Raw genomic sequence first — 26,116 nt, forward strand, 5'->3', positions numbered from 1 at the left:
CGGTGCCATGCTGGGCGTTGTTCCATCGGTGCGGACTCGCCTAGACTCCGCCGATGCCGCCCTTTCAGGTCGGCATGCCCACCCCCGTAGAAAAGGCCGCCGTCCGCGTGCGGTCGTGCGAAGGATCTCCGTCCCGTGAATATCGTGACACTCCTCCCGTTCATCGTGCTCATCGGGGCGATGTTCCTGATGACCCGCTCCGCGAAGAAGAAGCAGCAGGCGGCCGCGCAGATGCGCGACCACATGACGCCCGGCACCGGGGTCCGCACCATCGGCGGCATGTACGCCACGGTGAAGGAGATCGGCGACGACACCGTCACCCTTGAGGTGGCTCCCGGCGTCCACGCGATCTTCGCGAAGAACTCCATCGGCGCCGTCCTCGACGACGCGGAATACAACCGCATCGTCCACGGCGCGACCGATGATCTGACCATCGACACGCCGGTCGTCCCCGACGACGCCTCCTCCCTCACCGAGAAGGACGCGGACGAGACCCCGAAGCTCGACCTCGGCAAGAAGGACGAGCCGAAGGACGAGCCGAAGGACGAGCCCAAGGGCGACGAGCCCAAGGACGGCAAGGCGGACGGCGAGCCCGGCGCGAAGTAGCGCACGGGCCGGGGACCGCGAGGGCGCCTGATCGGCGGCCGTCGCGGTCCCGGTCAGTGACCCACTTCTGCGGGGGGCAGGGGTCCCCACCACACATTTCGTGGCCGTCCGTGCGCTGACCCGGCGCAGGCGGTTGGACAGGGAGAAACGACAAGGTGGCAGCACCGAAGAAGGGCCGGCGGCCCACGGGGGCTCAGGGGAGGCCGGGGCGCGCCCTGGCGATCATCCTGATCGCGATGGTGGCGCTCACCGCGGGGATGTTCCTCTCCAAGCAGACGACTCCCCGGCTCGGCATCGACCTCGCCGGCGGCACGAGCATCACGCTCAAGGCCAAGAGCGAGCCCGGCAAGCCGGACGCGATCAACGAGACCAACATGAACACGGCGGTCGGCATCATCGAGCGCCGCGTCAACGGACTCGGCGTATCGGAGGCCGAGGTCCAGACGCAGGGCCGCGACCACATCATCGTGAACATCCCCAAGGGTGCGAACGAGCAGCAGGCGCGCGAGCAGGTCGGTACCACCGCCCAGCTGTACTTCCGCCCGGTGCTCGCCTTTGCCGACGGCGCCCCCGCCGCTCCCGAGGGCACCCAGAGCCCGAGCCCTTCCGCGAGCGGCTCCCAGGCCCCCAAGGCCGGCGACGGCAAGTCCCCGTCGGCCACCCCGTCGTCCAGCGCCACTTCCCAGGGCCGTGCGCTCAGCGAGGCCCTCAAGGCCCCGAACGCCCCCACTCCCACCCCCTCGGGTAGCGAGTCGAAGAAGGCAGACGACAACAAGGCCACTCCGACCCCGTCGGGCTCGGGCGCGCCGTCGCCGTCCACGCCCCCGTCGGCCGAGGAGACCGCGGCCGCCGGCCTGCAGGACGCCTTCGCGAAGCTGGACTGCTCCAACGAGGAGCAGCGCGCCGCCGCCGGCAAGGGCGTCAAGCCCACGGACCCGATGGTCGCCTGTGGCCAGCGCGGCACCGCCTGGGGCAAGTGGATCCTCGGCCCGGCCCAGGTCGACGGCCAGGACGTGAAGAACGCCAAGGGCGTCATCGACCCGCAGCGCGGTGCCTGGATCGTCACGATGCAGTTCACCGACAAGGGCGCCGACAAGTTCGCCAAGATCACCGGTGAGCTCGCCACCAAGCAGATGCCGCAGAACCAGTTCGCGATCGTGCTCGACGGCCAGGTCATCTCCGACCCGTCCGTCAGCCAGGCGCTGACCGGCGGCAACGCCGAGATCTCCGGCGGCTTCACCCAGCAGTCCGCGCAGGACCTGGGCAACATGCTCTCGTACGGCGCCCTGCCGCTCTCCTTCAGCGAGGACAGCGTCACCACCGTCACGGCCGCCCTCGGCGGTGAGCAGCTGAAGGCCGGCCTGATCGCCGGTGCCATCGGCCTGCTGCTCGTGGTGATCTACCTGCTGGTGTACTACCGGGGCCTGGCGTTCGTCGCCATCGTCAGCCTCCTGGTCTCCGCGATCCTCACCTACACGATCATGGCGCTGCTCGGCAAGGGCATCGGGTTCGCGCTGAACCTGCCCGCCGTCTGCGGTGCGATCGTCGCGATCGGCATCACGGCGGACTCGTTCATCGTGTACTTCGAACGCATCCGGGACGAGATCCGCGAGGGCCGCACCCTGCGTCCGGCCGTCGAGCGTGCCTGGCCGCGGGCCCGGCGCACCATCCTGGTCTCCGACTTCGTGTCGTTCCTGGCGGCCGCGGTGCTGTTCATCGTCACCGTCGGCAAGGTGCAGGGCTTCGCCTTCACGCTGGGTCTCACCACCCTGCTCGACGTGGTCGTGGTGTTCCTCTTCACCAAGCCGATCATGACGCTGCTGGCGCGTACGAAGTTCTTCGCCAGCGGTCACCCGTGGTCCGGGCTGGACCCGAAGCGGCTCGGTGCCAAGCCGCCGCTGCGCCGGTCCCGCCGTACCGCCGCACCCGCCCCCGTCGACGCAAAGGAGGCGTGAGAGATGTCGAAGCTGGGAGATCTCGGCGCCAGGCTGTACCGCGGTGAGGTCGGCTACGACTTCGTCGGCAAGCGCTTCATCTGGTACGGCGTTTCCATCCTGATCACCATCACGGCGATCGCGGCCCTGGCCATTCAGGGCCTCAACATGGGCATCGAGTTCAAGGGCGGTGCCGTCTTCACCACTCCGAAGACGGCCGTCTCGATCGCCAAGGCCACGGAGGACGCGGAGAAGGCCTCGGGCCACGACGCGATCGTCCAGGAGCTCGGCACCGGCGGCCTGCGGATCCAGATCTCCGGTCTGGACACCGACTCCGCGACCGACGTGAAGAAGCAGCTCGCCACCGACCTCAAGGTCACCGAGGCCGACATCAACGCGGACCTGGTCGGCCCCAGCTGGGGTGAGCAGATCGCCAACAAGGCCTGGACCGGCCTCGGCATCTTCATGGTCCTCGTGGTGATCTACCTGGCCATCGCCTTCGAGTGGCGGATGGCGGTCGCGGCGCTGATCGCCCTGATCCACGACCTCACGATCACCGTCGGCATCTACGCGCTGGTCGGCTTCGAGGTCACCCCGGGTACGGTCATCGGTCTGCTGACGATCCTCGGTTACTCGCTCTACGACACCGTCGTCGTCTTCGACGGTCTCAAGGAGGGGTCGAAGGACATCACCAAGCAGACCCGCTGGACGTACAGCGAGGTCGCCAACCGCAGCATCAACGGCACGCTGGTCCGCTCGATCAACACCACGGTCGTGGCGCTGCTCCCGGTCGCGGCCCTGCTCTTCATCGGCGGCGGCCTCCTGGACGCCGGCATGCTGAACGACATCTCGCTGTCGCTGTTCGTCGGCCTCGCGGCCGGTGCGTACTCCTCGATCTTCATCGCGACCCCGCTGGTCGTGGACCTCAAGGAGCGCGAGCCGGCGATGAAGGCCCTGAAGAAGCGGGTGCTCGCGAAGCGGGCGGCCGCGGCGGCGAAGGGCGAGTCCGCGGACGAGGGCTACGAGTCCGGGGACGAGCCGCAGGTCGTGGCGCAGGGCCGGCAGGGACGGCGCCGGTGACCGAGCTGCTCTCCGCGGACGTTCGCGAGCTGCTGCTCGGCCGGATCAAGGACGTGGCGGACTACCCGAAGCCGGGCGTGATGTTCAAGGACATCACCCCGCTGCTGGCGGACCCGAAGGCGTTCGCGGCGCTGACGGACGCGCTGGTGGAGCTGGCCGGGCAGTACGGCGCGACGAAGATCGTCGGGCTGGAGGCGCGCGGGTTCATCCTGGCGGCTCCGGTGGCCGTACAGGCCGGGATCGGCTTCGTGCCGGTGCGCAAGGCCGGGAAGCTGCCGGGGGCGACGCTGGGGCAGTCCTACGAGCTGGAGTACGGCACCGCGGAGATCGAGGTCCACGCGGAGGATCTGTCGGCCGGCGACCGGGTCATGGTCATCGACGATGTGCTGGCCACCGGTGGCACCGCCGAGGCGTCGCTCTCGCTGATCCGGCGGGCCGGCGCGGAGGTCGCCGGGGTGGCGGTCCTGATGGAGCTGTCCTTCCTGCCCGGTCGGGCGAAGCTGGCCGGTGCGCTGGGTGAGGCTCCGCTGGATGCGCTGATCGTGGTCTGACGTTCTCGCTTGCCGAGCGGCGGGTATCCGGGACATCCCGGGTGCCCGCCGTTTCGCGTGTGCGGCGCCGCTGCCGGGGTCCGGCCTGCGGCCCAGCCGGAAGGAGGCTCGGCGAACGAGGGAGCGGAACCCTCGCTACGATGGGTTATCCGGACCGGACACGGGCACCGGATCCTCCCCCGGACTCCGTCTGGGGGGACCCCCGTGAGGAGCGCTCTTGCCAGACGAGGTCCAGCCACTCTCCGCCGCGCAGCCAGACCCGCAGGCCGAGCAGGCCGCGGCGCCCGCCGCCACGCCCCCGCCGGCCCCGCCGGTCAAGCCCGCGCCGGCGAAGTCGGCCGGGTCCTCCAACCGGGTGCGCGCCCGGCTCGCCCGGCTCGGCGTCCAGCGCACCAACCCGTACAACCCGGTACTGGAGCCCCTGCTCCGCATAGTCCGCAGCAACGACCCGAAGATCGAGACGGCGACGCTGCGCCAGCTGGAACAGGCCTACCAGGTCGCCGAGCGCTGGCACCGCGGCCAGAAGCGCAAGAGCGGTGACCCGTACATCACCCACCCGCTCGCGGTGACCACCATCCTCGCCGAGCTCGGCATGGACCCCGCCACCCTGATGGCCGGTCTGCTCCACGACACCGTCGAGGACACCGAGTACGGCCTCGAAGACCTGCGCCGCGACTTCGGCGACGCCGTGGCCCTCCTCGTCGACGGCGTCACCAAGCTCGACCGGGTCAAGTTCGGCGAGGCGGCCCAGGCCGAGACCGTCCGCAAGATGGTCGTGGCGATGGCCAAGGACCCCCGGGTCCTCGTGATCAAGCTCGCCGACCGCCTGCACAACATGCGCACCATGCGCTACCTCAAGCGGGAGAAGCAGGAGAAGAAGGCCCGCGAGACCCTCGAGATCTACGCCCCGCTGGCGCACCGGCTGGGCATGAACACGATCAAGTGGGAGCTCGAGGACCTCGCCTTCGCGATCCTCTACCCCAAGATGTACGACGAGATCGTGCGGCTCGTCGCCGAGCGCGCCCCCAAGCGCGACGAGTACCTCGCCGTCGTCACCGACGAGGTGCAGACCGACCTGCGCGCCGCGCGCATCAAGGCCACCGTCACCGGCCGGCCCAAGCACTACTACAGCGTCTACCAGAAGATGATCGTCCGCGGCCGTGACTTCGCGGAGATCTACGACCTGGTGGGCATCCGCGTCCTCGTCGACACCGTACGGGACTGCTACGCGGCCCTGGGCACGGTGCACGCGCGATGGAATCCGGTCCCCGGCCGGTTCAAGGACTACATCGCGATGCCCAAGTTCAACATGTACCAGTCGCTCCACACGACGGTCATCGGGCCCAGCGGCAAGCCGGTCGAGCTCCAGATCCGCACCTTCGACATGCACCGCCGTGCCGAGTACGGGATCGCCGCCCACTGGAAGTACAAGCAGCAGACCGTCGCCGGCACCTCCAAGGTCCGCACCGACGTCCCGCAGGCCGCCAAGGGCAGCGCCGGCCAGGACACGGTCAACGACATGGCCTGGCTGCGCCAGCTGCTCGACTGGCAGAAGGAGACCGAGGACCCGGGCGAGTTCCTCGACTCGCTGCGCTTCGACCTCTCCCGCAACGAGGTCTTCGTCTTCACGCCCAAGGGCGACGTCATAGCGCTGCCCGCCGGGGCCACGCCCGTGGACTTCGCGTACGCCGTCCACACCGAGGTCGGCCACCGGACCATAGGGGCCCGGGTCAACGGGCGCCTCGTCCCGCTGGAGTCCACGCTCGACAACGGCGACCTGGTCGAGGTCTTCACCTCCAAGGCGGAGGGTGCCGGACCGTCCCGCGACTGGCTCGGCTTCGTCAAGTCCCCGCGCGCCCGCAACAAGATCCGCGCCTGGTTCTCCAAGGAGCGCCGCGACGAGGCCATCGAGCACGGCAAGGACGCCATCGCGCGGGCCATGCGCAAGCAGAACCTGCCGATCCAGCGCATCCTGACGGGCGACTCCCTCGTCACTCTCGCGCACGAGATGCGCTACCCCGACATCTCCTCCCTGTACGCGGCGATCGGCGAGGGCCACGTGGCCGCGCAGGGCGTCGTACAGAAGCTGGTGCAGGCCCTCGGTGGCGAGGAAGCGGCCAACGAGGACATCGAGGAGAGCGTCCCGCCCTCCCGGACCCGGGGCACGCGCCGCAAGAACGCCGACCCGGGTGTGGTCGTCAAGGGCGTCGACGACGTGTGGGTCAAGCTGGCCCGCTGCTGCACCCCGGTGCCGGGGGACCCGATCGTCGGCTTCGTCACGCGCGGCAGTGGCGTATCGGTTCACCGGGCGGACTGCGTCAACGTGGACTCCCTCTCCCAGGAGCCCGAGCGGATGCTGGAGGTCGAGTGGGCGCCCACCCAGTCCTCGGTCTTCCTGGTCGCCATCCAGGTCGAGGCACTGGACCGGTCCCGCCTGCTGTCGGACGTCACCCGCGTCCTGTCCGACCAGCACGTCAACATCCTCTCGGCCGCCGTCCAGACCTCCCGCGACCGCGTGGCCACCTCCCGCTTCACCTTCGAGATGGGCGACCCCAAGCACCTGGGCCACGTCCTGAAGGCCGTTCGGGGTGTGGAGGGCGTCTACGACGTCTACCGTGTGACTTCGGCCCGCCGGCCGTAGCCACACGCACGAGGGCCCCGGTACGCATCCGCGTACCGGGGCCCTCGCCGTGCACAGTGGCCAGTTCTCAGCCGCCGAACTCCTCCAGACCCTTCAGGGCCTGGTCCAGCAGGGCCTGGCGGCCCTCCAGCTCGCGCGAGAGCTTGTCGGCCTTCGCGTTGTTGCCCGCGGCGCGCGCCGCGTCGATCTGCTCACGCAGCTTGTCGACCGCCGCCTGGAGCTGGCCCGTCAGACCGGCCGCACGCGCCCGCGCCTCCGGGTTCGTACGACGCCACTCGCCCTCCTCGGCCTCCTGGATGGCCCGCTCCACCGTGTGCATCCGGCCCTCGACCTTCGGCCGGGCGTCCCGCGGCACGTGGCCGATGGCCTCCCAGCGCTCGTTCAGGGTGCGGAACGCGGCACGGGCCGCCTTCAGGTCCGTGATCGGGACGAGCTTCTCGGCCTCGTCGGCCAGCTCCTCCTTCAGCTTCAGGTTCTCCCCCTGCTCGGCGTCGCGCTCCGCGAACACCTCGCTGCGCGCCGCGAAGAAGACGTCCTGCGCACCGCGGAAACGGTTCCACAGGTCGTCCTCGGACTCGCGCTGCGCCCGGCCCGCCGCCTTCCAGTCCGCCATCAGGTCGCGGTAGCGGGCGGCCGTCGGACCCCAGTCGGTCGACTTCGACAGCGACTCGGCCTCGGCGACCAGCTTCTCCTTGACCTTGCGGGCATCCTCGCGCTGCGCGTCCAGCGAGGCGAAGTGCGCCTTGCGGCGCTTGGAGAACGCGGAGCGGGCGTGCGAGAAGCGGTGCCACAGCTCGTCGTCCGACTTGCGGTCCAGCCGGGGCAGACCCTTCCAGATGTCCACCAGGGCACGCAGCCGCTCGCCCGCGCTGCGCCACTGGTCGCTCTGCGCCAGCTGCTCGGCCTCGACGACCAGCGCGTCCTTGGCCGCGCGGGCCTCGTCGGTCTGCTTGGCCTTCTGGGCCTTGCGCTCCTCGCGCCGCGACTCGACGGTCTCGACCAGCTTGTCCAGCCGTACGCGCAGAGCGTCGAGGTCACCCACGGCATGGTGCTCGTCGACCTGCGTACGCAGGTGGTCGATCGCGGTCTGCGCGTCCTTGGCGGACAGATCGGTGGTCCGCACCCGCTTTTCGAGGAGGCCGATTTCGACCACCAGGCCCTCGTACTTGCGCTCGAAATAGGCCAGGGCCTCCTCAGGGGTGCCCGCCTGCCACGAACCGACGACTTTCTCGCCATCGGCAGTACGCACGTACACGGTGCCCGTCTCGTCGACTCGGCCCCACGGGTCGCTGCTCACAGCGCCTCCTCCACCTGATGCCTTGCGAGGGGTTCACCCCCTGGGCATCGTCCACAGTTTCCTGGGGCGGGCCGCGCCCGCCCTGCACAACGCCAACATAGGCGACCGCCGGGCCGGCTGTCCGCATCCCGCACGACGGAATATCGACGTACGGGCGGGATGCGGGCCGCAGGGCCCGGGGCGGCTGCTTCCGGTCAGTTCTGGGTGACGGTGCCCTTCTCGATCTTCACTTCGTTCTTCGGGGCCCCGTCCTGTCCGCCGTCGGCCGTACCGACCTTGGCGATGTCCTCCAGGACCTTCAGGCCCGCCGCGTCGATCTTGCCGAACGGGGTGTACGAAGGCGCCAGCGGGCTGTCCTTGTAGACCAGGAAGAACTGGCTGCCGCCCGAGCCGGGCTGGCCGGTGTTGGCCATCGCGACCGTGCCGGCCGGGTAGACCACCTGGCCCTGCTCGTTCGCCTTGCCCAGCGAGTCCAGGTTCTCGTCCGGGATCGTGTAGCCGGGGCCGCCCATGCCGGTGCCCTCCGGGTCGCCGCACTGGAGCACGAAGATCCCGCCCGACGTCAGCCGGTGGCACTTGGTGTTGTCGAAGTAGCCCTTGTCGGCGAGCGACTTGAAGGAGTTCACGGTCTGCGGGGTCTTCGCCGCGTCCATCGCGAAGTTGATGTCGCCCGCGCTGGTCTTCAGGGCGAAGGTGTACTTCGCCTTCTGGTCGATGGCCATCTCGGGCGACGGGGACTGCTTCGGCGACGGCGAGGCCGACGGGTTCGCGGCCGGGTCGGCCGCCTGGTCCTTCTTGTCCTTGTCGAACACGCCGCCCACGATGAGGCCGACCAGCGTCGCGACCACCACGGCCACCGCCGCGCCGATCATCGCCCCCCGTCGGCGCGTCTTCTGCCGGGCCTCGGCCCGGCGCTTCTGCTGGCGCTCGTACTTCTCCCTGGCGAGCTGTCGCCGCCGCTGATCGCTCGTGACCACCGGGTCGTCTCCTTGTGCGTCTCTGGTACCACTGTCCGGGCTGGGTTAGGCCGTACCGTATATGGGTTCGCTGTGTGATGAGGGGCGCCGGTAGGCTCTGAGCAGCAGCATTCCGATCTGCAGCCTCCCGCCGGACGACGATTGAGGACGAACGTGCTGATTGCCGGGTTCCCCGCCGGGGCCTGGGGGACCAACTGTTACCTGGTCGCCCCCGCCGCCGGTGAGGAGTGCGTGATCATCGACCCGGGCCACCAGGCCGTCCAGGGTGTCGAGGAGACGCTGAAGAAGCATCGGCTCAAGCCCGTCGCCGTCGTGCTGACCCATGGCCACATCGATCATGTGGCCTCGGTCGTCCCGGTGTGCGGAGCACACGACGTACCGGCCTGGATCCACCCCGAAGACCGCTACATGATGAGCGACCCGGAGAAGGCCCTCGGCCGCTCCATCGGGATGCCGCTCATGGGCGAGCTGACCGTGGGCGAGCCGGACGACGTCCGCGAGCTGACCGACGGCGCCGCCCTGAAGCTGGCCGGAATGGACTTCTCCGTGGCGCACGCGCCGGGGCATACCAAGGGGTCGGTGACCTTCCGGATGCCGGAGTCCCCGGACGTTCCGTCCGTGTTCTTCTCCGGTGATCTGCTCTTCGCCGGCTCCATCGGACGCACCGACCTGCCCGGCGGCTCCCACGCCGAGATGCTCGAGTCGCTGGGCCGTGTGTGCCTGCCGCTCGACGACTCGACCGTGGTGCTGTCCGGCCACGGTCCCCAGACCACCATCGGCCGCGAGCGCGCGACCAACCCGTACTTGCGGGAAGTGGCCGCAGGCCGCCAAGGACTCGTAGCGGACCCGACAGCCGCTCCACGACGAGGAATGTGACGAGAGTTTCGTGAGCACCTTCAAGGCCCCCAAGGGCACGTACGACCTGATCCCGCCGTACTCGGCCAAGTATCTGGCTGTCCGCGAGGCGATCTCCGGCCCGCTGCGCAAGTCCGGCTACGGATACATCGAGACGCCCGGTTTTGAGGACGTGGACCTCTTCGCGCGTGGTGTCGGTGAGTCCACCGACATCGTGACGAAGGAGATGTACACCCTCACGACCAAGGGCGGCGCGAACCTGGCGCTGCGCCCGGAAGGCACCGCCTCCGTGTTGCGCGCGGCGTTGGAGGCCAACCTGCACAAGGCCGGCGGCCTGCCGGTCAAGCTCTGGTACTCCGGCTCGTACTACCGCTACGAGCGCCCCCAGAAGGGCCGGTACAGGCACTTCTCGCAGGTCGGTGCGGAGGCCATCGGCGCCGAGGACCCGGCGCTGGACGCCGAGCTGATCATTCTGGCCGACCAGGCGTACCGCTCGCTGGGTCTGCGCAACTTCCGGATCCTGCTGAACTCGCTGGGCGACGCGGAATGCCGCCCGGTGTACCGGGAGGCGCTCCAGGGGTTCCTCCGGGGCCTGGACCTGGACGAGGAAACTCTGCGCAGGGCTGAGATCAACCCGCTTCGAGTGCTCGACGACAAGCGTGAGGCCGTTCAGAAGCAGCTGGTCGGCGCGCCGATGCTGCGGGACTACCTGTGTGACGCGTGCAAGGCGTACCACTCGGAGGTCCGTGAGCTGATCACTGCTGCGGGCGTGGTCTTCGAGGACGACGAGAAGCTGGTGCGCGGGCTGGACTACTACACCCGCACCACCTTCGAGTTCGTCCACGACGGTCTGGGCTCGCAGTCCGCGGTGGGCGGCGGCGGCCGCTACGACGGCCTGTCCGAGATGATCGGCGGACCGGCGCTGCCGTCGGTGGGCTGGGCGCTTGGTGTGGACCGCACGGTGCTGGCGCTCGAGGCCGAGGGCGTGGAGCTGGACATCCCGGCTGCTACCAGCGTCTTCGCGATCGCGCTGAGCGACGAGGCCCGGAAGGTGCTCTTCGGGGCCGTCACCGAGCTGCGCAAGGCGGGCGTCGCGGCCGACTTCTCGTACGGTTCGAAGGGCCTCAAGAGCCACATGAAGAACGCCAACCGGTCCGGAGCGCCGTTCACCGTGGTCGCGGGCGAGCGCGACCTTGCCGAGGGCGTCGTCCAGCTGAAGGACATGGAGTCCGGCGAGCAGACGGCCGTGCCCGTCGCCGACCTGGTCGCCACCGTGCAGGCCCGGCTGGTCTGACGGTCGGTTCCTGCCGGAAGGGCGGGACGGGGGATCCCCCGTCCCGCCCTTCCTTATCTCCATCGAACGGTGAACACACAGCCCCGTACGGCACAATGGCCGGTGCTTGTTGACCTTGCAGATGTGGAGCGGGCGGTATGACGACACGAGGTACGGACGCGGACGCCGCCCCGAAGACGATCGGGGGCAGTCGGGCGCTGGCCCTGCTGCTGGTGATCACGGGGGCCGCGGGTCTCCTCGCCGCCTGGGTGATCACGATCGACAAGTTCAAGCTGCTCGAGGACCCGAACTTCACCCCCGGCTGCAGCCTGAACCCGATCGTCTCCTGCGGCAACATCATGAAGAGCGACCAGGCCGCCGTCTTCGGCTTCCCGAACCCCATGCTCGGACTGGTCGCCTACGGCATGGTGATCTGCGTCGGCATGAGCCTGCTCGCCGGCGCCCGGTTCCGCCGCTGGTACTGGCTGACGCTGAACGCGGGAACCCTCTTCGGCGTCGTGTTCTGCGCCTGGCTGACCTACCAGTCGCTGTACAACATCAACTCGCTCTGCCTGTGGTGCTGCCTGGCCTGGGTCGCCACGATCGTGATGTTCTGGTACGTCACCTCGCACAACGTGCGCCAGGGGCTGCTGCCCGCGCCGGGCTGGCTGAAGAGCTTCTTCGACGAGTTCACCTGGGTGCTCCCGGTGCTGCACATCGGGATCATCGGGATGCTGGTCCTGACGCGCTGGTGGGACTTCTGGACCTCCTGACCGGGGGCGGCGGGACTGTCGGTGGCCTCGCATAGGCTTCCGGTGTGGAACCAGACCTGTTCACCGCCGCTGCCGAAGACCGCCAGGAGAAGGACCCCTCGACCTCTCCGCTCGCCGTCCGGATGCGCCCGCGCACCCTGGACGAGGTCGTCGGCCAGCAGCACCTGCTGAAGCCCGGATCACCGCTGCGGCGGCTGGTCGGGGAAGGGGCCGGAGGCCCCGCCGGTGCCTCCTCGGTGATCCTCTGGGGCCCACCGGGCATCGGAAAGACGACCCTCGCCTATGTGGTCAGCCAGGCCACGAAGAAACGGTTCGTGGAGCTGTCCGCCATCACGGCGGGCGTCAAAGAGGTACGGGCGGTCATCGAGGGCGCGAAGCGCGCGGCCGGCGGCTACGGCAAGGACACCGTCCTCTTCCTCGACGAGATCCACCGCTTCAGCAAGGCACAGCAGGACTCGCTGCTCCCTGCCGTCGAGAACCGCTGGGTGACGCTGATCGCGGCCACCACCGAGAACCCGTACTTCTCGATCATCTCTCCGCTGCTGTCGCGCTCCCTGCTGCTGACGCTGGAGCCGCTGACGGACGAGGACCTGAGCGCGCTGATGCGGCGGGCGCTGACGGAGGAGCGGGGCCTGGGCGGGGCGGTCACCCTGCCCGCGGACGCCGAGGCGCACCTGCTGCGGATCGCCGGCGGCGACGCCCGGCGGGCGCTCACCGCGCTGGAGGCGGGGGCCGGGTCGGCCATCGCCAAGGGCGAGGAGGAGATCACCCTCCAGACGGTGGAGGAAGCGGTCGACCGCGCCGCCGTCCGGTACGACCGGGACGGCGACCAGCACTACGACGTGGCGAGCGCGCTGATCAAGTCGATCCGCGGCTCGGACGTGGACGCGGCGCTGCACTATCTGGCCCGGATGATCGAGGCGGGGGAGGACCCGCGGTTCATCGCGCGACGCCTGATGATCTCGGCGAGCGAGGACATCGGCCTGGCGGACCCGACGGCCCTGCCGCTCGCGGTGGCCGCGGCCCAGGCGGTGGCGATGATCGGCTTCCCGGAGGCCGCGCTGACCCTCTCGCACGCCACGATCGCGCTGGCGCTCGCCCCGAAGTCGAACACCGCCACGACCGCGATCGGCGCGGCGCTGGCCGACGTACGGGCCGGGCTGGCGGGTACGGTCCCGCCGCACCTGCGGGACGGGCACTACAAGGGCGCGGCCAAGCTGGGGCATGCGCAGGGGTACGTGTACCCGCACGATGTGCCGGGGGGCATCGCCGCCCAGCAGTACGCGCCGGATGCGGTGCACGGGAAGCGGTACTACGAGCCGACGCGGTACGGGGCCGAGGCGCGGTACGCGGATGTGGTGGAGAAGGTCCGGGAGAGGCTCCGCGGCGGATCCTGACCTGCGGCGTAGGCTCCGATCATGGGACGCCGTGCTCCGTTCATCGCCCTGGCGGCGATGTTCCTGGCCAGTGGGTGCCATCACGACGATCCTGCGCCCGGCCGGGTTCGGGCGCTGGTCGCGCAGGTGCCGCTCGCCAGTGCCGGGTTTCCGCCGAGCGCCGCCACTGCCAGGGAGCAGCTGGCCGGGCTGAAGGCCGAGTGGGGCAAGAACTGGGAGACGTACAAGCGGGAGAACTTCGGCAGGTACTGGTCGGACGAGACCGACGGCGTCGGCGGGCGCAACGGCTGTGACACCCGCGACGACGTGCTCCGCCGGGACCTCACGGAGCTCCGCGAGGGGGACCGGAACCCGTGCGTCGTGGTCTCCGGGGTGCTGCACGATCCGTACACGGGCAAGGAGCTCCCCTACTCCTACCGGCGCGCCTCGCAGATCCAGACCGACCACGTCGTCGCGCTGGGCGCCGCCTGGCGGGGCGGCGCGTACGCCTGGACCCCGCAGCGCAGGCTCGAGTACGCCAACGACCTCGACGTGCTGCTCGCCGTGGACAAGCAGACCAACTACGACAAGAGCAGCAAGACCGCCGACAAGTGGAAGCCACCCCTCAAGACGTACTGGTGCGAGTACGCCCGCCGCTACACCGGGATCAAGGCCAAGTACCGGCTGTCCGTGACCGCGCCCGAGAAGCTCGCGCTCCAGGAGATGCTCGGCACCTGCCCTCAGTGACCAGCCGCCGAGAAGAGGGTCCGCATCGCACGGCGCAGGCCGCAGATGTCCGCCACCGGTTCGGGGAAGTCGAAGCGGGCGTCGAAGGAACCAGCGGCGGCGCCCGTGAAGCGCACGCGCAGGCCGAGGCGGTCCAGGGCGAGCGGGGTGGCGGTCATGCCGTCCGCCTCCCGCGAGCCCAGCAGGCCGCACAGCTCCCCGATCCGGTCGGAGTGCGATGAGGCCAAGTGCTGGAGGAGCTCCGCCTCGTGGGCGACCATCGGGTCCGGCTCCGCCGTGGCGAGGTCGTCCGGGTCCACGTGCTCGGCGCCCCACAGATCGTCCACCGAGATCTCGCCGACCTCAAGGCGGAGCATCACCCATGCGGGGCGGCCGGCCATCCCCAGCAGCTCGCCCACCGGCCGGCGGTCCGCCAGCAGCGCCGCGCAGGCCGCGCGCTCGGCCCCGCGCACCTGCGTCAGCCACCCGGTCAGCCAGGCGCGGCCTCGGATACGATGTGGCACGGACACCGGCGCCACATCCGTGATCTCGATCACGGCGGTGAGGTCGTCGTCCTGGGCGTGAGCGGCTGCCCTGGCAGCCGCGGATTCCCCGGAAACAAGGAGAATCACGTCCCCGTCCGGGGTGACGGTCCGTGCGACCGGCATCCCTGTCCCGAAGTCGTCGGATCCGTGACTGTCACGAGCACCCGGCAGCGTGAGGGATACTGAGGCGTTGGACTCTACGAGGGTTCGTACGCGTTCGGCTCCGGTGAGCTGCCGAACGCCTTCCCTGGGACGCGGCTGACCTTGCCAATCGTCGTCGAAAGCAGATCCTGTTTCGTTTGGATCTGAACTTCGACGCGCACTGGGCAGGGGGATCCCATGTGGTCGAGACATTACGTCCTCCTCGCTAAGGTAAGCCTCACCTAACTTACATGGAGGTAGGTTCCACGTGAACCAGAAGCGACCCAAGGTCAAGAAGTCGCGTGCCCTCGGCATTGCGCTGACCCCGAAGGCCGTCAAGTACTTCGAGGCCCGCCCCTACCCGCCGGGCGAGCACGGCCGTGGCCGCAAGCAGAACTCGGACTACAAGGTTCGTCTGCTCGAGAAGCAGCGTCTGCGCGCTCAGTACGACATCTCTGAGCGTCAGATGGCCCGCGCGTACGACCGCGCCAAGAAGGCCGAAGGCAAGACGGGCGAGGCGCTGGTCGTCGAGCTCGAGCGTCGTCTCGACGCCCTGGTTCTGCGTTCGGGCATCGCCCGCACCATCTACCAGGCTCGCCAGATGGTCGTTCACGGCCACATCGAGGTCAACGGTGGCAAGGTCGACAAGCCGTCGTTCCGTGTCCGCCCGGACGACGTCGTGACCGTGCGCGAGCGCAGCCGCGAGAAGGTTCCGTTCCAGGTTGCCCGTGAGGGTGGCTACGCAGGCGAGGGCGAGACCCCGCGCTACCTGCAGGTCAACCTGAAGGCCCTGGCCTTCCGCCTGGACCGCGACCCGAACCGCAAGGAAATCCCGGTCATCTGCGACGAGCAGCTCGTCGTCGAGTACTACGCCCGCTGATGCAGGCATAGGCCTCACAGGCTGGTGGAAACCCGCCGTCCCCTTCGGGGGCGGCGGGTTTTTCCGTCCTCCGGACTCCCGGGCCCGCGCTGCGCCCGTACGACCACGGCCTCCCGGCTCAGCCCCCGCCCCTCGGCCGCGTACGCCGCATACCGCTCGGCGCCCAGCAGCTCACCCGCCCGCTCCTGGCACATCAGCCGCGGCGCGTTGAAGTACCCCGAGCCGAACAGCTGCAGGCCCACCCCGCCCCACATCGGCTCCGCCGCGCCCTGGAGTACCGCCGCCTCCTCCGGATCGCCCTCCGCGACCGCGACCAGCGCGAGCAGTTCCAGCGCCAGCACCAGCCCCACCAGGTCGTGGAAGGCGTGGTTGATCGCCACGCACTCGGTCAGCAGCTGCCGCGCCTCGTCCACCGCCCCCGCGTCCAGGGCCGCGTACGCGAGGACGTACAGGGCGTAGGCCTTGGTCCAGCGCTCCCCGCGCTCCTCGCAGATCTCCCGGACCTCCCGGCACAGCGCGAGCGCCGCGGCCGGCTCCCCCTGGAACGCCAGCGTCAGCGCCAGCTCCACCTGGCACATCAGCACGTTGCTGTTCAGCTCCCCGGCCTCCCGGTACCGCTCCAGTGCCTGGCCCAGCAGCTCCCCGGCCCGCGCCATGTCGTCCGAGACCAGCGCCAGGCAGCCCAGCCGGTGCACCGCGTACGCCGTCGCGAGGGGGTTTCCGCTGCGCGCCGCCGCGTCCCGGCACTCGTACAGCGCGCTCATGGAGGCCACCCCGTCCCCCTGGAGTGCCGCGACGTACCCCAGCACCCACAGCGCCTTCAGCCGCGAGTTCTCGTACTCCACCGGCCGGTCCGAGTCCTCCAGGGCCCGGTCCAGCCAGTGCCGGCCCTCCGTGAGGCGGCCGCAGCCCGCCCAGTAGAACCACAGGGTCCCCGCCAGGTACTGGCCCAGGTGGACCTCGTCCGGCTCGTCCAGGGAGCACTCCAGCGCGAGGCGGAGGTTCGGCAGCTCCGTCTCCACCAGCGCCGCCACCTCCTCCTGGCGCGGACTGAACCAGTCCAGCTCGCACCAGGTCGCCAGGCCCACGTACCAGTCCCGGTGCCGCCGCCGCAGCCGGCCGGCGTCCCCCAGCGACTCCAGCCAGCCCGCCCCGTACACCCGTACGGTCTCCAGCATCCGGTAGCGCACCCCGGCAGGCGTCTCCTCCCGGAGCAGGAGGGACTGGGCGAGGAGCTCGCCGACCAGGTCCAGCACGCTCTCCACCGGCAGGTCCGGACCCGCGCACACGTACTCGGCGGCGTCGAGGTCGAAGTGCCCGGCGAACACCGACAGCCGCGCCCACAGCAGCCGCTCCGCGGTCGTGCACAGCTCGTGGCTCCAGCCGATCGCCGTACGAAGCGCCCGGTGCCGGGGGAGCGCCCCGCGAGAGCCTCCCGTCAGCAGGGCGAAGCGGTCCTCCAGCCGCGCCAGCACCTGCGCGGGGGACAGCGCCCGCAGCCGGCCCGCCGCGAGCTCCAGGGCGAGCGGGATCCCGTCGAGGCGGGCGCACAGCTCGGTCAGCTCGGCGCGGTTCGCCTCGGTCACCGCGAAGGCAGGGTCGGCGGCGCGGGCCCGGGCCGCCAGCAGGGCCAGCGCCTCCTCCGGAGCCGGCGGGGCCAGCGGGAAGGTCTGTTCCCCGTCCAGGGCCAGCGGCCGCCGGCCCGCCGCGAGCACTCGCAGGCCGGGGGAGCCGCGCAGCAGCTCCCGTACCAGCTCGGCCGCCTCGTCGACCAGCTGCTCGAAGCCGTCCAGGACCAGCAGCAGGCGCCGCCCGGCCAGGTGCTCGGCCAGTACGGTCCTGGGCGGCCGGGTGGTGTGATCGGTCAGCCCGAGCCCCTCCGAAACGGTCAGCTCGAGCAGCGACGGATCCCGTACGGTCGCCAGTTCGACCAGCCACACCCCGTCGCAGTAGCGTTCCTGCGCCTCCTCCGCGGCCGACCGGGCCGCCGCGAGCACCAGCCGGGACTTGCCCACCCCGCCCACGCCGGTCACCGTCACCAGCCGCGAGGACTCCAGGAGCCGCCCCAGCTCGGACAGTTCGGTACCCCGCCCGACGAACCCGCCCAGCTCCGAGGGAAGATTGCCCCAGGTCGTATTTTGAAGGGGTCTCTGTCGCATGGGACACGGAGGGTACTGGTCCGGAAGCTCTGCGTACAAGGCGGGCCCGGCCGACCCGGAATTCCGGTACGGCCGGGGAGCTCCGGCGCGATAGGGTCGGAAGGCCATTTGTAGGAATCAGTACGCGAGCAGTTCAAGTACAGACAGAGAGCGGTGTGACGTGTCCGGTGGAGAGGTGGCCGGGATCCTCGTGGCCGTCTTCTGGGCCATCCTGGTCTCCTTCCTCGCCGTGGCACTGGCGAGGCTGGCGCAGGTGCTCAAGGCGACCACCAAGCTGGTGGCCGACGTGACCGAACAGGCCGTCCCGCTGCTGGCAGACGCCTCCACGACCGTCCGCTCCGCGCGCACCCAGCTGGACCGGGTCGACGCCATCGCGAGCGACGTCCAGGAGGTCACCTCCAACGCCTCCGCGCTGTCCTCCACCGTGGCCTCCGCCTTCGGGGGACCGCTGGTCAAGGTCGCGGCCTTCGGCTACGGCGTCCGCAAGGCGCTCGGCCGGACGGACGAGGCGCCCGCGAAGACCACCCGACGGACCGTGATCGTCGGCCGTACCGTGCCGGCGGCCCGACGCCGGAAGCAGAAGGGCTGAGACCTCCGATGTTCCGCCGAGCCTTCTGGTTCACCGCAGGCGCCGCCGCCGGCGTGTGGGCCACCACCAAGGTCAACCGCCAGCTCAAGAAGCTGACGCCGGAGAGCCTTGCCGCCCAGGCCGCCGACAAGGCGCTGGAGGCGGGTCACCGCCTCAAGGACTTCGCCCTCGACGTCAAGGCGGGAATGACGCAGCGCGAGGACGAGCTGAACGACGCACTGGGACTCCGCCAGGATCCCGACCGGCCCGACAACGTCACCGCCCTCCCCGGGCAGCGGCGGCTGCGGGCCATCGAGAACGACCCGCACGCGTACGACAAGACCACCCACCGCCCGAACCACTCGGCGGTTACGTACAACCGGAATGAGGACCACTGATGGAGTCGGCTGAAATCCGCCGCCGCTGGCTGAGCTTCTTCGAGGAGCGCGGTCACGCCGTTGTCCCTTCGGCGTCGCTCATCGCGGACGACCCGACTCTGCTGCTGGTCAACGCGGGCATGGTCCCCTTCAAGCCGTACTTCCTCGGCGAGACCAAGCCCCCGGCCCCCCGTGCCACCAGCGTGCAGAAGTGCGTCCGTACGCCGGACATCGAAGAGGTCGGCAAGACCACCCGCCACGGCACGTTCTTCCAGATGTGCGGCAACTTCTCCTTCGGCGACTACTTCAAGGAAGGCGCCATCAAGTACGCCTGGGAGCTGCTGACCAGCTCCGTGGCGGACGGCGGCTACGGCCTCGAGCCCGAGAAGCTCTGGATCACCGTCTACCTCGACGACGACGAGGCCGAGCAGATCTGGCGCGAGAAGATCGGCGTGCCGGCCGAGCGCATCCAGCGCCTGGGCAAGAAGGACAACTTCTGGTCCATGGGCGTCCCCGGCCCCTGCGGCCCGTGCTCGGAGATCAACTACGACCGCGGCCCGGAGTTCGGCGTCGAGGGCGGCCCGGCCGTCAACGACGAGCGCTACGTGGAGATCTGGAACCTGGTCTTCATGCAGTACGAGCGCGGCGCCGGTGACGGGAAGGAAGACTTCCCGATCCTCGGCGACCTGCCGTCGAAGAACATCGACACGGGTCTGGGCCTCGAGCGTCTCGCCATGATCCTGCAGGGCGTGCAGAACATGTACGAGACCGACACCCTGCGCGTGGTCATGGACAAGGCCACCGAGCTGACCGGTGTGCAGTACGGCGCCGCGCAGGGCAGCGACGTGTCCATGCGCGTGGTCGCCGACCACATCCGCACCTCCGTCATGCTCATCGGCGACGGCGTCACCCCCGGCAACGAGGGCCGCGGGTACGTGCTGCGCCGCATCATGCGCCGCGCCATCCGCAACATGCGCCTCATGGGCGCCACGGGCCCGGTCGTCCAGGACCTCGTCGACGTCGTGATCAACACGATGGGGCAGCAGTACCCGGAGCTGGTCACCGACCGCAAGCGCATCGAGACCGTCGCGCTCGCCGAAGAGGCCGCCTTCCTCAAGGCCGTCAAGGGTGGCACCAACATCCTCGACACCGCCGTGACCGAGACCAAGGCCGCCGGCGGCACGGTCCTCCCCGGCGACAAGGCGTTCCTGCTCCACGACACCTGGGGCTTCCCGATCGACCTCACCCTGGAGATGGCCGCCGAGCAGGGCCTCTCCGTGGACGAGCCCGGCTTCCGCCGCCTGATGCAGGAGCAGCGCGACCGCGCCAAGGCCGACGCCAAGGCCAAGAAGACCGGCCACGCGGACATGTCCGCCTACCGGGAGATCGCCGACGGCTCCGGCGCCACCGAGTTCACCGGCTACGCCACCACCCAGGGCGAGTCCACCATCGTCGGCCTGCTGGTCAACGGCGTCTCCGCGCCCGCCGCCTCCGAGGGCGACGAGGTCGAGGTCGTCCTCGACCGCACTCCCTTCTACGCCGAGGGCGGCGGCCAGCTCGCCGACCAGGGCCGCATCAAGCTCGACTCGGGCGCCGTCATCGTCGTCCGCGACGTGCAGCAGCCGGTCCCGGGCGTCTCCGTGCACAAGGGCTCCGTCCAGGTCGGCGAGGTGACGGTGGGCGCCAACGCGTACGCCGCCATCGACATCAACCGCCGCCGGGCCATCGCCCGCGCCCACTCCGCCACGCACCTGACGCACCAGGCGCTGCGCGATGCGCTGGGCCCGACGGCCGCCCAGGCCGGTTCCGAGAACTCGCCGGGCCGCTTCCGCTTCGACTTCGGTTCGCCGAACGCCGTCCCCGGCTCGGTCCTCACCGACGTAGAGCAGAAGATCAACGACGTGCTCTCGCGCGAGCTGGACGTCACCGCCGAGATCATGAGCATCGACGAGGCGAAGAAGCAGGGCGCCATCGCCGAGTTCGGCGAGAAGTACGGCGAGCGCGTGCGCGTCGTCACCATCGGCGACTTCTCCAAGGAGCTGTGCGGCGGCACGCACGTCGGCAACACCTCCCAGCTGGGTCTGGTGAAGCTGCTCGGCGAGTCCTCCATCGGCTCCGGCGTGCGCCGCGTCGAGGCCCTGGTGGGCGTGGACGCGTACAACTTCCTCGCCAAGGAGCACACGGTCGTCGCCCAGCTCCAGGAGCTGGTCAAGGGCCGTCCGGAGGAGCTGCCGGAGAAGATCGCCTCCATGCTCGGCAAGCTGAAGGACGCCGAGAAGGAGATCGAGAAGTTCCGCGCGGAGAAGGTCCTCCAGGCCGCCGCCGGGCTCGCCCAGAACGCCCAGGACATCCACGGTGTCGCCCTCGTCGTCGGCCAGGTGCCGGACGGCACCGGCGCCGACGACCTGCGCAAGCTGGTCCTGGACGTCCGCGGCCGCATCCCGGGTGACCGCCCGGCCGTCGTGGCCCTGTTCACCGTGGCGGGTGGCCGCCCGCTGACCGTCATCGCCACCAACGAGGCCGCCCGCGAGCGCGGTCTCAAGGCCGGCGACCTGGTCCGTACGGCCGCCAAGACCCTCGGTGGCGGCGGTGGCGGCAAGCCGGACGTCGCGCAGGGCGGCGGCCAGAACCCGGGCGCCATCCCGGAGGCCATCAGCGCCGTCGAGCGTCTCGTCGTAGAGACGGCCTGACGATGACTCTGCGCCGCGGCCGCCGGCTGGCGATCGACGTTGGGGACGCCCGGATCGGGGTCGCCTCGTGCGACCCCGATGGGGTCCTCGCCACACCGGTGGAAACGGTTCCGGGCCGGGACATCCCCTTCGCCCACCGGCGGCTGCGGCAGCTCGTCGAGGAGTACGAGCCCCTCGAAGTCGTGGTCGGCCTGCCCCGCTCGCTCAGCGGGCGGGAGGGTCCGGCCGCGGCCAAGGTGCGCGTCTTCGCGAACGAACTGGCGAAGGGCATCAAGCCGGTGACGGTCCGTCTGGTGGACGAGCGGATGACCACGGTCACCGCCGCCCAGGGCCTGCGGGCCTCCGGCAAGAACGCGAAGAAGGGCAGGTCGGTCATCGACCAGGCAGCCGCTGTGGTGATCCTTCAGAACGCTCTTGAGACCGAACGGGTATCAGGTAATCCGCCTGGCGAGTGCGTCGAAGTGGTTGTCTGATCGCGATACGGTAACGTTCCGCGCGATGAGACGGCATTCGAACAGCCGTCGCCTTCGTCTCGCGGCTCTAGGGGACCGATGACTGAGTATGGCCGGGGCCGTGGTCCCGAACCGTGGCACCCTGAGGATCCCCTGTACGGGGACCAGGGGTGGACCGGGCACCAGACCCAGCAGGGCCAGGCGCCGTACGCCGATCCGCAGCAGGGGTATCCGCAGGAGCAGCAGTACCAGCAGCAGTACCCCGAGCAGCAGCAGTACGCGCAGCAGCCGCAGTACGAGCAGCAGTACCCGCAGCAAGGGCAGTACCCGCAGCAGGGGCAGTTCCAGCAGCAGGAGCAGTACCAGCAGCAGCAGGGGCAGTACCCGCAGCAGTACGCGCAGCAGCAGGCCTATGCCCCGCAGGCCCCCCAGCAGCCGATGTACGACTCCCAGGGCTGGGACACCGGCACGGGCCAGTACGCGGTTCCCGCGTCGGCCGACCCGTACGCGGGCGCGGACCCGTACGCCCAGCAGGCCGTCGCGAGCTACCCGGGCGAGGCCCCTGACCTGTACGCCACGCCGGAGGCCTTCCCTCCGCCGCAGCCCCCCGGCCGGCGTCACCTGGAGCCGGAACCGGTCGAGGAGGAGGAGTCCGAGAGCGGCTTCTTCGCCGGCGGCGGTCGCGACGGCGACGGCGACGAGCCCGGCGGCGGTCGCAGGGGCGGCCGCTCGAAGGGCGGTGAGCCCAAGAAGCGCAGCGGCGCCGCGTGTCTGATCGCCACGCTGGTGATCGTGGGCGTGCTCGGCGGTGGCGGCTACTACGGCTACAGCTACCTCAAGGACAGGTTCGCCACGGCCGAGGACTACGCGGGCGAGGGCACCGGCGAGACTGTCGACGTCGAGATCCCCAAGGGCTCCACCCTGGCCACGATGGGCAACATCCTCAAGAAGCACGGCATCGTGGCGAGCGTGGAGGCGTTCACGACCGCCGCCGACGTCAACCCCAAGGGCAAGTCCATTCAGCCGGGCGTCTACCCGATGAAGAAGAAGATGTCGGGTGCGGCCGCCGTCGCGCTGATGATCGACCCCAGCAAGCTGAACGTCATCACCATCACCGAGGGCATGCGCAACGCCAAGGTGTACGAGGCGATCGACAAGAAGCTGGGCAAGCCGGACGGCACCACCAAGGACATTGCCCTGCGCGATGCCAAGAACCTCGGACTGCCGGCCTGGGCCGGCAACAATCCGAAGCTCATGGACCCGCTCGAGGGCTTCCTGTACCCGGCGCGCTACGACCTCGGCAAGGACAGCACCCCCGAGTCCCTGCTCAAGCAGATGGTCAAGAACGCGTCCGACAAGTACTCGGAGCTGGGCGTCGAGGGCAAGGCCAAGGAGCTCGGCCTGGAGAACCCGCTCCAGGTGGTCACGGTCGCCAGCCTCGTCAACGCCGAGGGCAAGAACCACGACGACTTCCGGAAGATGTCCGAGGTCGTCTACAACCGCCTGAAGAAGACCAACGACGTCACGAACCGGAAGATCCAGTTCGACTCGACGTACAACTACGCCAAGGGCCAGAGCGAGATCAACTTCAACCTCAAGGAAGCCCAGGCGTTCAACAACCCCTACAACACGCACTTCATCACGGGACTGCCCGTCGGCCCGATCGGGAACCCGGGCATGGACGCGCTGACCGCTACGCTCAACCCGGACCACGGCGGATGGATGTTCTTCGTGTCGGTCGACGGCAACACGACGACCTTCACCCAGACCTACGAAGAGCACCTCAAGCTCGTCGACGAGTTCCAGGAACGGCAGAAGCAGAAGAACGGCGGGTAGCAGGACATGTCAGGGATACGGGCCGCGGTGCTGGGTTCGCCCATCGAGCACTCCCTCTCGCCGGTGCTGCACCGCGCCGCTTACCGGGAGCTCGGCCTCGCCGACTGGTCGTACGACCGCTTCGAGATCGACGAGGCCGCGCTCCCGGGGTTCATCGCCGGACTCGGCCCCGAGTGGGCCGGGCTGTCGCTGACGATGCCGCTGAAGCGGGCGGTCATCCCGCTGCTCGACGGCATCAGCGACACGGCCGCCTCCGTCGAGGCGGTCAACACGGTGGTCTTCACGAAGGACGGCCGTCGGCTCGGCGACAACACCGACATTCCCGGCATCGTGGCCGCGCTCGACGAGCGCGGCATCGACAAGGTGCCGTCCGCGGCCATCCTCGGCGCCGGGGCCACCGCCTCCTCGGCGCTGGCCGCCCTCTCGCGGATCTGCACCGGCGAGGTCACGGCGTACGTGCGTTCGCAGGCCCGTGCCGACGAGATGCGGCAGTGGGGCGCGCGGCTCGGGGTCACCGTCCGCACGGCCGACTGGTCCGAGGCGGCCGAGGCGCTTGCCGCGCCGCTGGTCATCGCGACCACCCCGGCCGGGGCCACCGACGAACTGGCCGCCGCCGTACCCGCCGCCCCCGGCACGCTCTTCGACGTCCTCTACGACCCCTGGCCGACCGCCCTCGCGGCGTCCTGGTCGCAGTGGGGCGGCACGGTCATCGGCGGCCTGGACCTCCTGGTCCACCAGGCCGTGCTCCAGGTCGAGCAGATGACGGGACGGACCCCCGGCCCGCTCGCCGCCATACGGGCCGCCGGAGAGCGGGCGCTCGCCGCCCGTTAGGCTTTCCGCCTTCGCAGTTGATCATGGGGGCGGCATGGACCAGACCGGAACCGACCAGATACTCGCGTCGAAGTGGGACCTCCCCTTCGTCGTCATCGCCACGCTCAGAGTGGCCTTCGGCGACCTGCCGCTGTGGGCGAAGCTCACCGTGTGCGGAATCGTCGGCTCCCTCGCCGTGTGGACCGCGGTCACCTGGCTCCGCGAGCGCCGTCGCAGGGCCACCTGACGGTCAAGCCGTCCGATAGCTGGACTCGAGGCCGGTTTGCGTGCCCGGACATGGGAGGATCGGGTGAGGCGGGTCCGGGCCGCGCACCAGGGCGCGCCGTGTTGTACCAGGCGCGAGCATGAGGAGCATCGTTGAGCAGGTTGCGTTGGCTGACCGCCGGGGAGTCTCACGGACCGGCACTGGTGGCGACGCTGGAGGGCCTTCCCGCCGGCGTCCCCGTCACCACCGAGCTGGTGGCCGACCACCTGGCCCGGCGTCGGCTCGGCTACGGCCGCGGCGCCCGGATGAAGTTCGAGCAGGACGAGATCACCTTCCTCGGCGGCGTCCGCCACGGTCTGTCCCAGGGTTCCCCGATCGCGGTCATGATCGGCAACACCGAGTGGCCCAAGTGGGAGACCGTCATGTCGGCCGACCCGGTCGACCCCTCGCTGCTGAAGGAAACCGGCCGCAACGCGCCGCTGACGCGCCCGCGCCCCGGTCACGCCGACCTCGCCGGCATGCAGAAGTACGGCTTCGACGAAGCCCGCCCGATCCTGGAGCGCGCCAGCGCCCGCGAGACCGCGGCCCGGGTGGCCCTCGGCGCCGTCGCCAGGTCCTTCATCAAGGAAGTCGCGGGCATCGAGATCGTCTCGCACGTGGTGGAGCTGGCCGCGGCCAAGGCCCCGTACGGCGTCTACCCGACCCCGGCCGACGTCGACAAGCTCGACGCCGACCCGGTGCGCTGCCTCGACGCCGACGCGAGCAAGGCGATGGTCGCGGAGATCGACCAGGCCCACAAGGACGGCGACACCCTCGGCGGCGTCGTCGAGGTGCTCGCGTACGGAGTCCCGGTCGGCCTCGGCTCGCACGTCCACTGGGACCGCCGTCTCGACGCCCGCCTCGCCGCCGCCCTGATGGGCATCCAGGCCATCAAGGGCGTCGAGGTCGGCGACGGCTTCGAGCTGGCCCGCGTGCCCGGCTCGCAGGCGCACGACGAGATCGTCTCCACCCCCGAGGGCCTCAAGCGCACCTCCGGCCGCTCCGGCGGTACCGAGGGCGGTCTGACCACCGGCGAACTGCTGCGCGTACGGGCCGCCATGAAGCCCATCGCGACCGTGCCGCGCGCGCTCGCGACCGTGGACGTGGCGACCGGTGAGGCGACGGTGGCCCACCACCAGCGCTCCGACGTGTGCGCCGTGCCGGCCGCCGGAATCGTGGCCGAGGCCATGGTCGCCCTCGTGCTGGCCGACGCCGTGGTCGAGAAGTTCGGCGGCGACTCGGTCCCCGAGACCCGCCGCAACGTCCGGTCGTACCTCGACAACCTGCAGATCCGGTGACGGGCG

General features: G+C 70.1%; 23 protein-coding genes. 19 read left to right on the forward strand and 4 right to left on the reverse strand.

Translation table 11 applies throughout. The features are described 5' to 3' along the window. Positions 1–135: 135 nt before the first annotated feature. The 5 genes from yajC (at position 136) to JIW86_RS31450 (ending at position 6,812) form a co-directional block, all read left to right on the forward strand. On the forward strand, positions 136–606 hold the full coding sequence (gene yajC, locus JIW86_RS31430; RefSeq protein WP_257557172.1) for a preprotein translocase subunit YajC: 471 nt from the start codon (positions 136–138) through the stop codon (positions 604–606). Positions 607–761: 155 nt separating this feature from the next. Beyond that, positions 762–2,561, forward strand: a complete 1,800-nt coding sequence (gene secD, locus JIW86_RS31435; protein ID WP_257557174.1) for a protein translocase subunit SecD — start codon at positions 762–764, stop codon at positions 2,559–2,561. A gap of 3 nt (positions 2,562–2,564) precedes the next feature. Beyond that, the gene (secF, locus tag JIW86_RS31440; protein WP_215144337.1) at positions 2,565–3,620 is read left to right on the forward strand and encodes a protein translocase subunit SecF; all 1,056 of its coding nucleotides are present in this window, start codon (positions 2,565–2,567) and stop codon (positions 3,618–3,620) included. Further along, positions 3,617–4,171: an adenine phosphoribosyltransferase gene (locus JIW86_RS31445; RefSeq protein ID WP_416237626.1), complete on the forward strand. Its 555-nt coding sequence runs from the start codon at positions 3,617–3,619 to the stop codon at positions 4,169–4,171. The genes secF and JIW86_RS31445 overlap by 4 nt, the downstream gene beginning before the upstream one ends. A gap of 217 nt (positions 4,172–4,388) precedes the next feature. Beyond that, positions 4,389–6,812: a RelA/SpoT family protein gene (locus tag JIW86_RS31450; RefSeq protein ID WP_257557175.1), complete on the forward strand. Its 2,424-nt coding sequence runs from the start codon at positions 4,389–4,391 to the stop codon at positions 6,810–6,812. Between the two features lie 67 nt (positions 6,813–6,879). Here JIW86_RS31450 and JIW86_RS31455 read toward each other — a convergent pair whose 3' ends face one another. Next, the gene (locus JIW86_RS31455; protein WP_215144333.1) at positions 6,880–8,109 is read right to left on the reverse strand and encodes a DUF349 domain-containing protein; all 1,230 of its coding nucleotides are present in this window, start codon (positions 8,107–8,109) and stop codon (positions 6,880–6,882) included. A gap of 194 nt (positions 8,110–8,303) precedes the next feature. Then, on the reverse strand, positions 8,304–9,086 hold the full coding sequence (locus JIW86_RS31460) for a peptidylprolyl isomerase (RefSeq protein ID WP_257557176.1): 783 nt from the start codon (positions 9,084–9,086) through the stop codon (positions 8,304–8,306). Positions 9,087–9,239: 153 nt separating this feature from the next. Here JIW86_RS31460 and JIW86_RS31465 point away from each other — a divergent pair, with 153 nt between their 5' ends. The 5 genes from JIW86_RS31465 to JIW86_RS31485 all read left to right on the forward strand — a co-directional run bounded on the left by JIW86_RS31465 (position 9,240) and on the right by JIW86_RS31485 (position 14,110). Next, complete coding sequence (locus JIW86_RS31465; RefSeq protein ID WP_215144330.1) at positions 9,240–9,962, forward strand: MBL fold metallo-hydrolase; 723 nt, start codon at positions 9,240–9,242, stop codon at positions 9,960–9,962. Positions 9,963–9,972: 10 nt separating this feature from the next. After that, entirely contained in the window at positions 9,973–11,235 is a 1,263-nt protein-coding gene (gene hisS / locus JIW86_RS31470) for a histidine--tRNA ligase (protein ID WP_215144329.1), read from the forward strand. A 137-nt stretch (positions 11,236–11,372) separates the two neighbouring features. After that, positions 11,373–11,987, forward strand: a complete 615-nt coding sequence (locus JIW86_RS31475) for a vitamin K epoxide reductase family protein (protein WP_215144328.1) — start codon at positions 11,373–11,375, stop codon at positions 11,985–11,987. 44 nt (positions 11,988–12,031) lie between these two features. After that, positions 12,032–13,384 carry a replication-associated recombination protein A gene (locus tag JIW86_RS31480; RefSeq protein WP_257557179.1) on the forward strand — a complete coding sequence of 451 codons (1,353 nt, stop codon included), beginning with the start codon at positions 12,032–12,034 and terminating at the stop codon, positions 13,382–13,384. 21 nt (positions 13,385–13,405) lie between these two features. Then, entirely contained in the window at positions 13,406–14,110 is a 705-nt protein-coding gene (locus tag JIW86_RS31485; RefSeq protein ID WP_257557180.1) for an HNH endonuclease family protein, read from the forward strand. Here JIW86_RS31485 and JIW86_RS31490 read toward each other — a convergent pair. Continuing rightward, entirely contained in the window at positions 14,104–14,988 is an 885-nt protein-coding gene (locus JIW86_RS31490; protein WP_257557182.1) for a DUF2470 domain-containing protein, read from the reverse strand. The two genes, JIW86_RS31485 and JIW86_RS31490, sit on opposite strands and share 7 nt — an antisense overlap. A gap of 55 nt (positions 14,989–15,043) precedes the next feature. On the opposite strand from JIW86_RS31490, the gene rpsD reads away from it, so the two are divergent. Next, positions 15,044–15,655: a 30S ribosomal protein S4 gene (rpsD, locus tag JIW86_RS31495; protein ID WP_150520470.1), complete on the forward strand. Its 612-nt coding sequence runs from the start codon at positions 15,044–15,046 to the stop codon at positions 15,653–15,655. 14 nt (positions 15,656–15,669) lie between these two features. On the opposite strand, the gene JIW86_RS31500 is transcribed toward rpsD, so the two are convergent. Beyond that, positions 15,670–17,814 carry an ATP-binding protein gene (locus JIW86_RS31500; protein WP_257557184.1) on the reverse strand — a complete coding sequence of 715 codons (2,145 nt, stop codon included), beginning with the start codon at positions 17,812–17,814 and terminating at the stop codon, positions 15,670–15,672. A 160-nt stretch (positions 17,815–17,974) separates the two neighbouring features. Here JIW86_RS31500 and JIW86_RS31505 point away from each other — a divergent pair, with 160 nt between their 5' ends. The 8 genes from JIW86_RS31505 (at position 17,975) to aroC (ending at position 26,110) form a co-directional block, all read left to right on the forward strand. Next, positions 17,975–18,403, forward strand: a complete 429-nt coding sequence (locus JIW86_RS31505) for a DUF948 domain-containing protein (RefSeq protein WP_215144320.1) — start codon at positions 17,975–17,977, stop codon at positions 18,401–18,403. Positions 18,404–18,411: 8 nt separating this feature from the next. After that, a complete protein-coding gene (locus JIW86_RS31510; RefSeq protein ID WP_215144318.1) occupies positions 18,412–18,780 on the forward strand; it encodes a DUF6167 family protein in 369 nt (122 codons plus the stop codon). Beyond that, positions 18,780–21,449 carry an alanine--tRNA ligase gene (gene alaS, locus JIW86_RS31515; RefSeq protein ID WP_257557186.1) on the forward strand — a complete coding sequence of 890 codons (2,670 nt, stop codon included), beginning with the start codon at positions 18,780–18,782 and terminating at the stop codon, positions 21,447–21,449. Before JIW86_RS31510 ends, alaS begins: the two co-directional genes overlap by 1 nt. Positions 21,450–21,451: 2 nt before the next feature. Continuing rightward, the gene (gene ruvX / locus JIW86_RS31520; RefSeq protein WP_030387206.1) at positions 21,452–21,922 is read left to right on the forward strand and encodes a Holliday junction resolvase RuvX; all 471 of its coding nucleotides are present in this window, start codon (positions 21,452–21,454) and stop codon (positions 21,920–21,922) included. 78 nt (positions 21,923–22,000) lie between these two features. Further along, positions 22,001–23,737 carry an endolytic transglycosylase MltG gene (gene mltG / locus JIW86_RS31525; protein ID WP_257557188.1) on the forward strand — a complete coding sequence of 579 codons (1,737 nt, stop codon included), beginning with the start codon at positions 22,001–22,003 and terminating at the stop codon, positions 23,735–23,737. Between the two features lie 6 nt (positions 23,738–23,743). Beyond that, positions 23,744–24,568, forward strand: coding sequence for a shikimate dehydrogenase (locus JIW86_RS31530; protein WP_257557189.1), 825 nt, complete (start codon positions 23,744–23,746; stop codon positions 24,566–24,568). Positions 24,569–24,602: 34 nt separating this feature from the next. Beyond that, positions 24,603–24,794 (forward strand): hypothetical protein, encoded by a 192-nt coding sequence (locus JIW86_RS31535; protein ID WP_215144310.1) that lies wholly within the window; start codon positions 24,603–24,605, stop codon positions 24,792–24,794. A 131-nt stretch (positions 24,795–24,925) separates the two neighbouring features. Then, positions 24,926–26,110, forward strand: coding sequence for a chorismate synthase (aroC, locus tag JIW86_RS31540; protein ID WP_215144308.1), 1,185 nt, complete (start codon positions 24,926–24,928; stop codon positions 26,108–26,110). Positions 26,111–26,116 lie beyond the last annotated feature (6 nt).

It is taken from the genome of Streptomyces sp. NBC_00162, assembly GCF_024611995.1.
Taxonomy (GTDB): Bacteria; Actinomycetota; Actinomycetes; order Streptomycetales; family Streptomycetaceae; genus Streptomyces.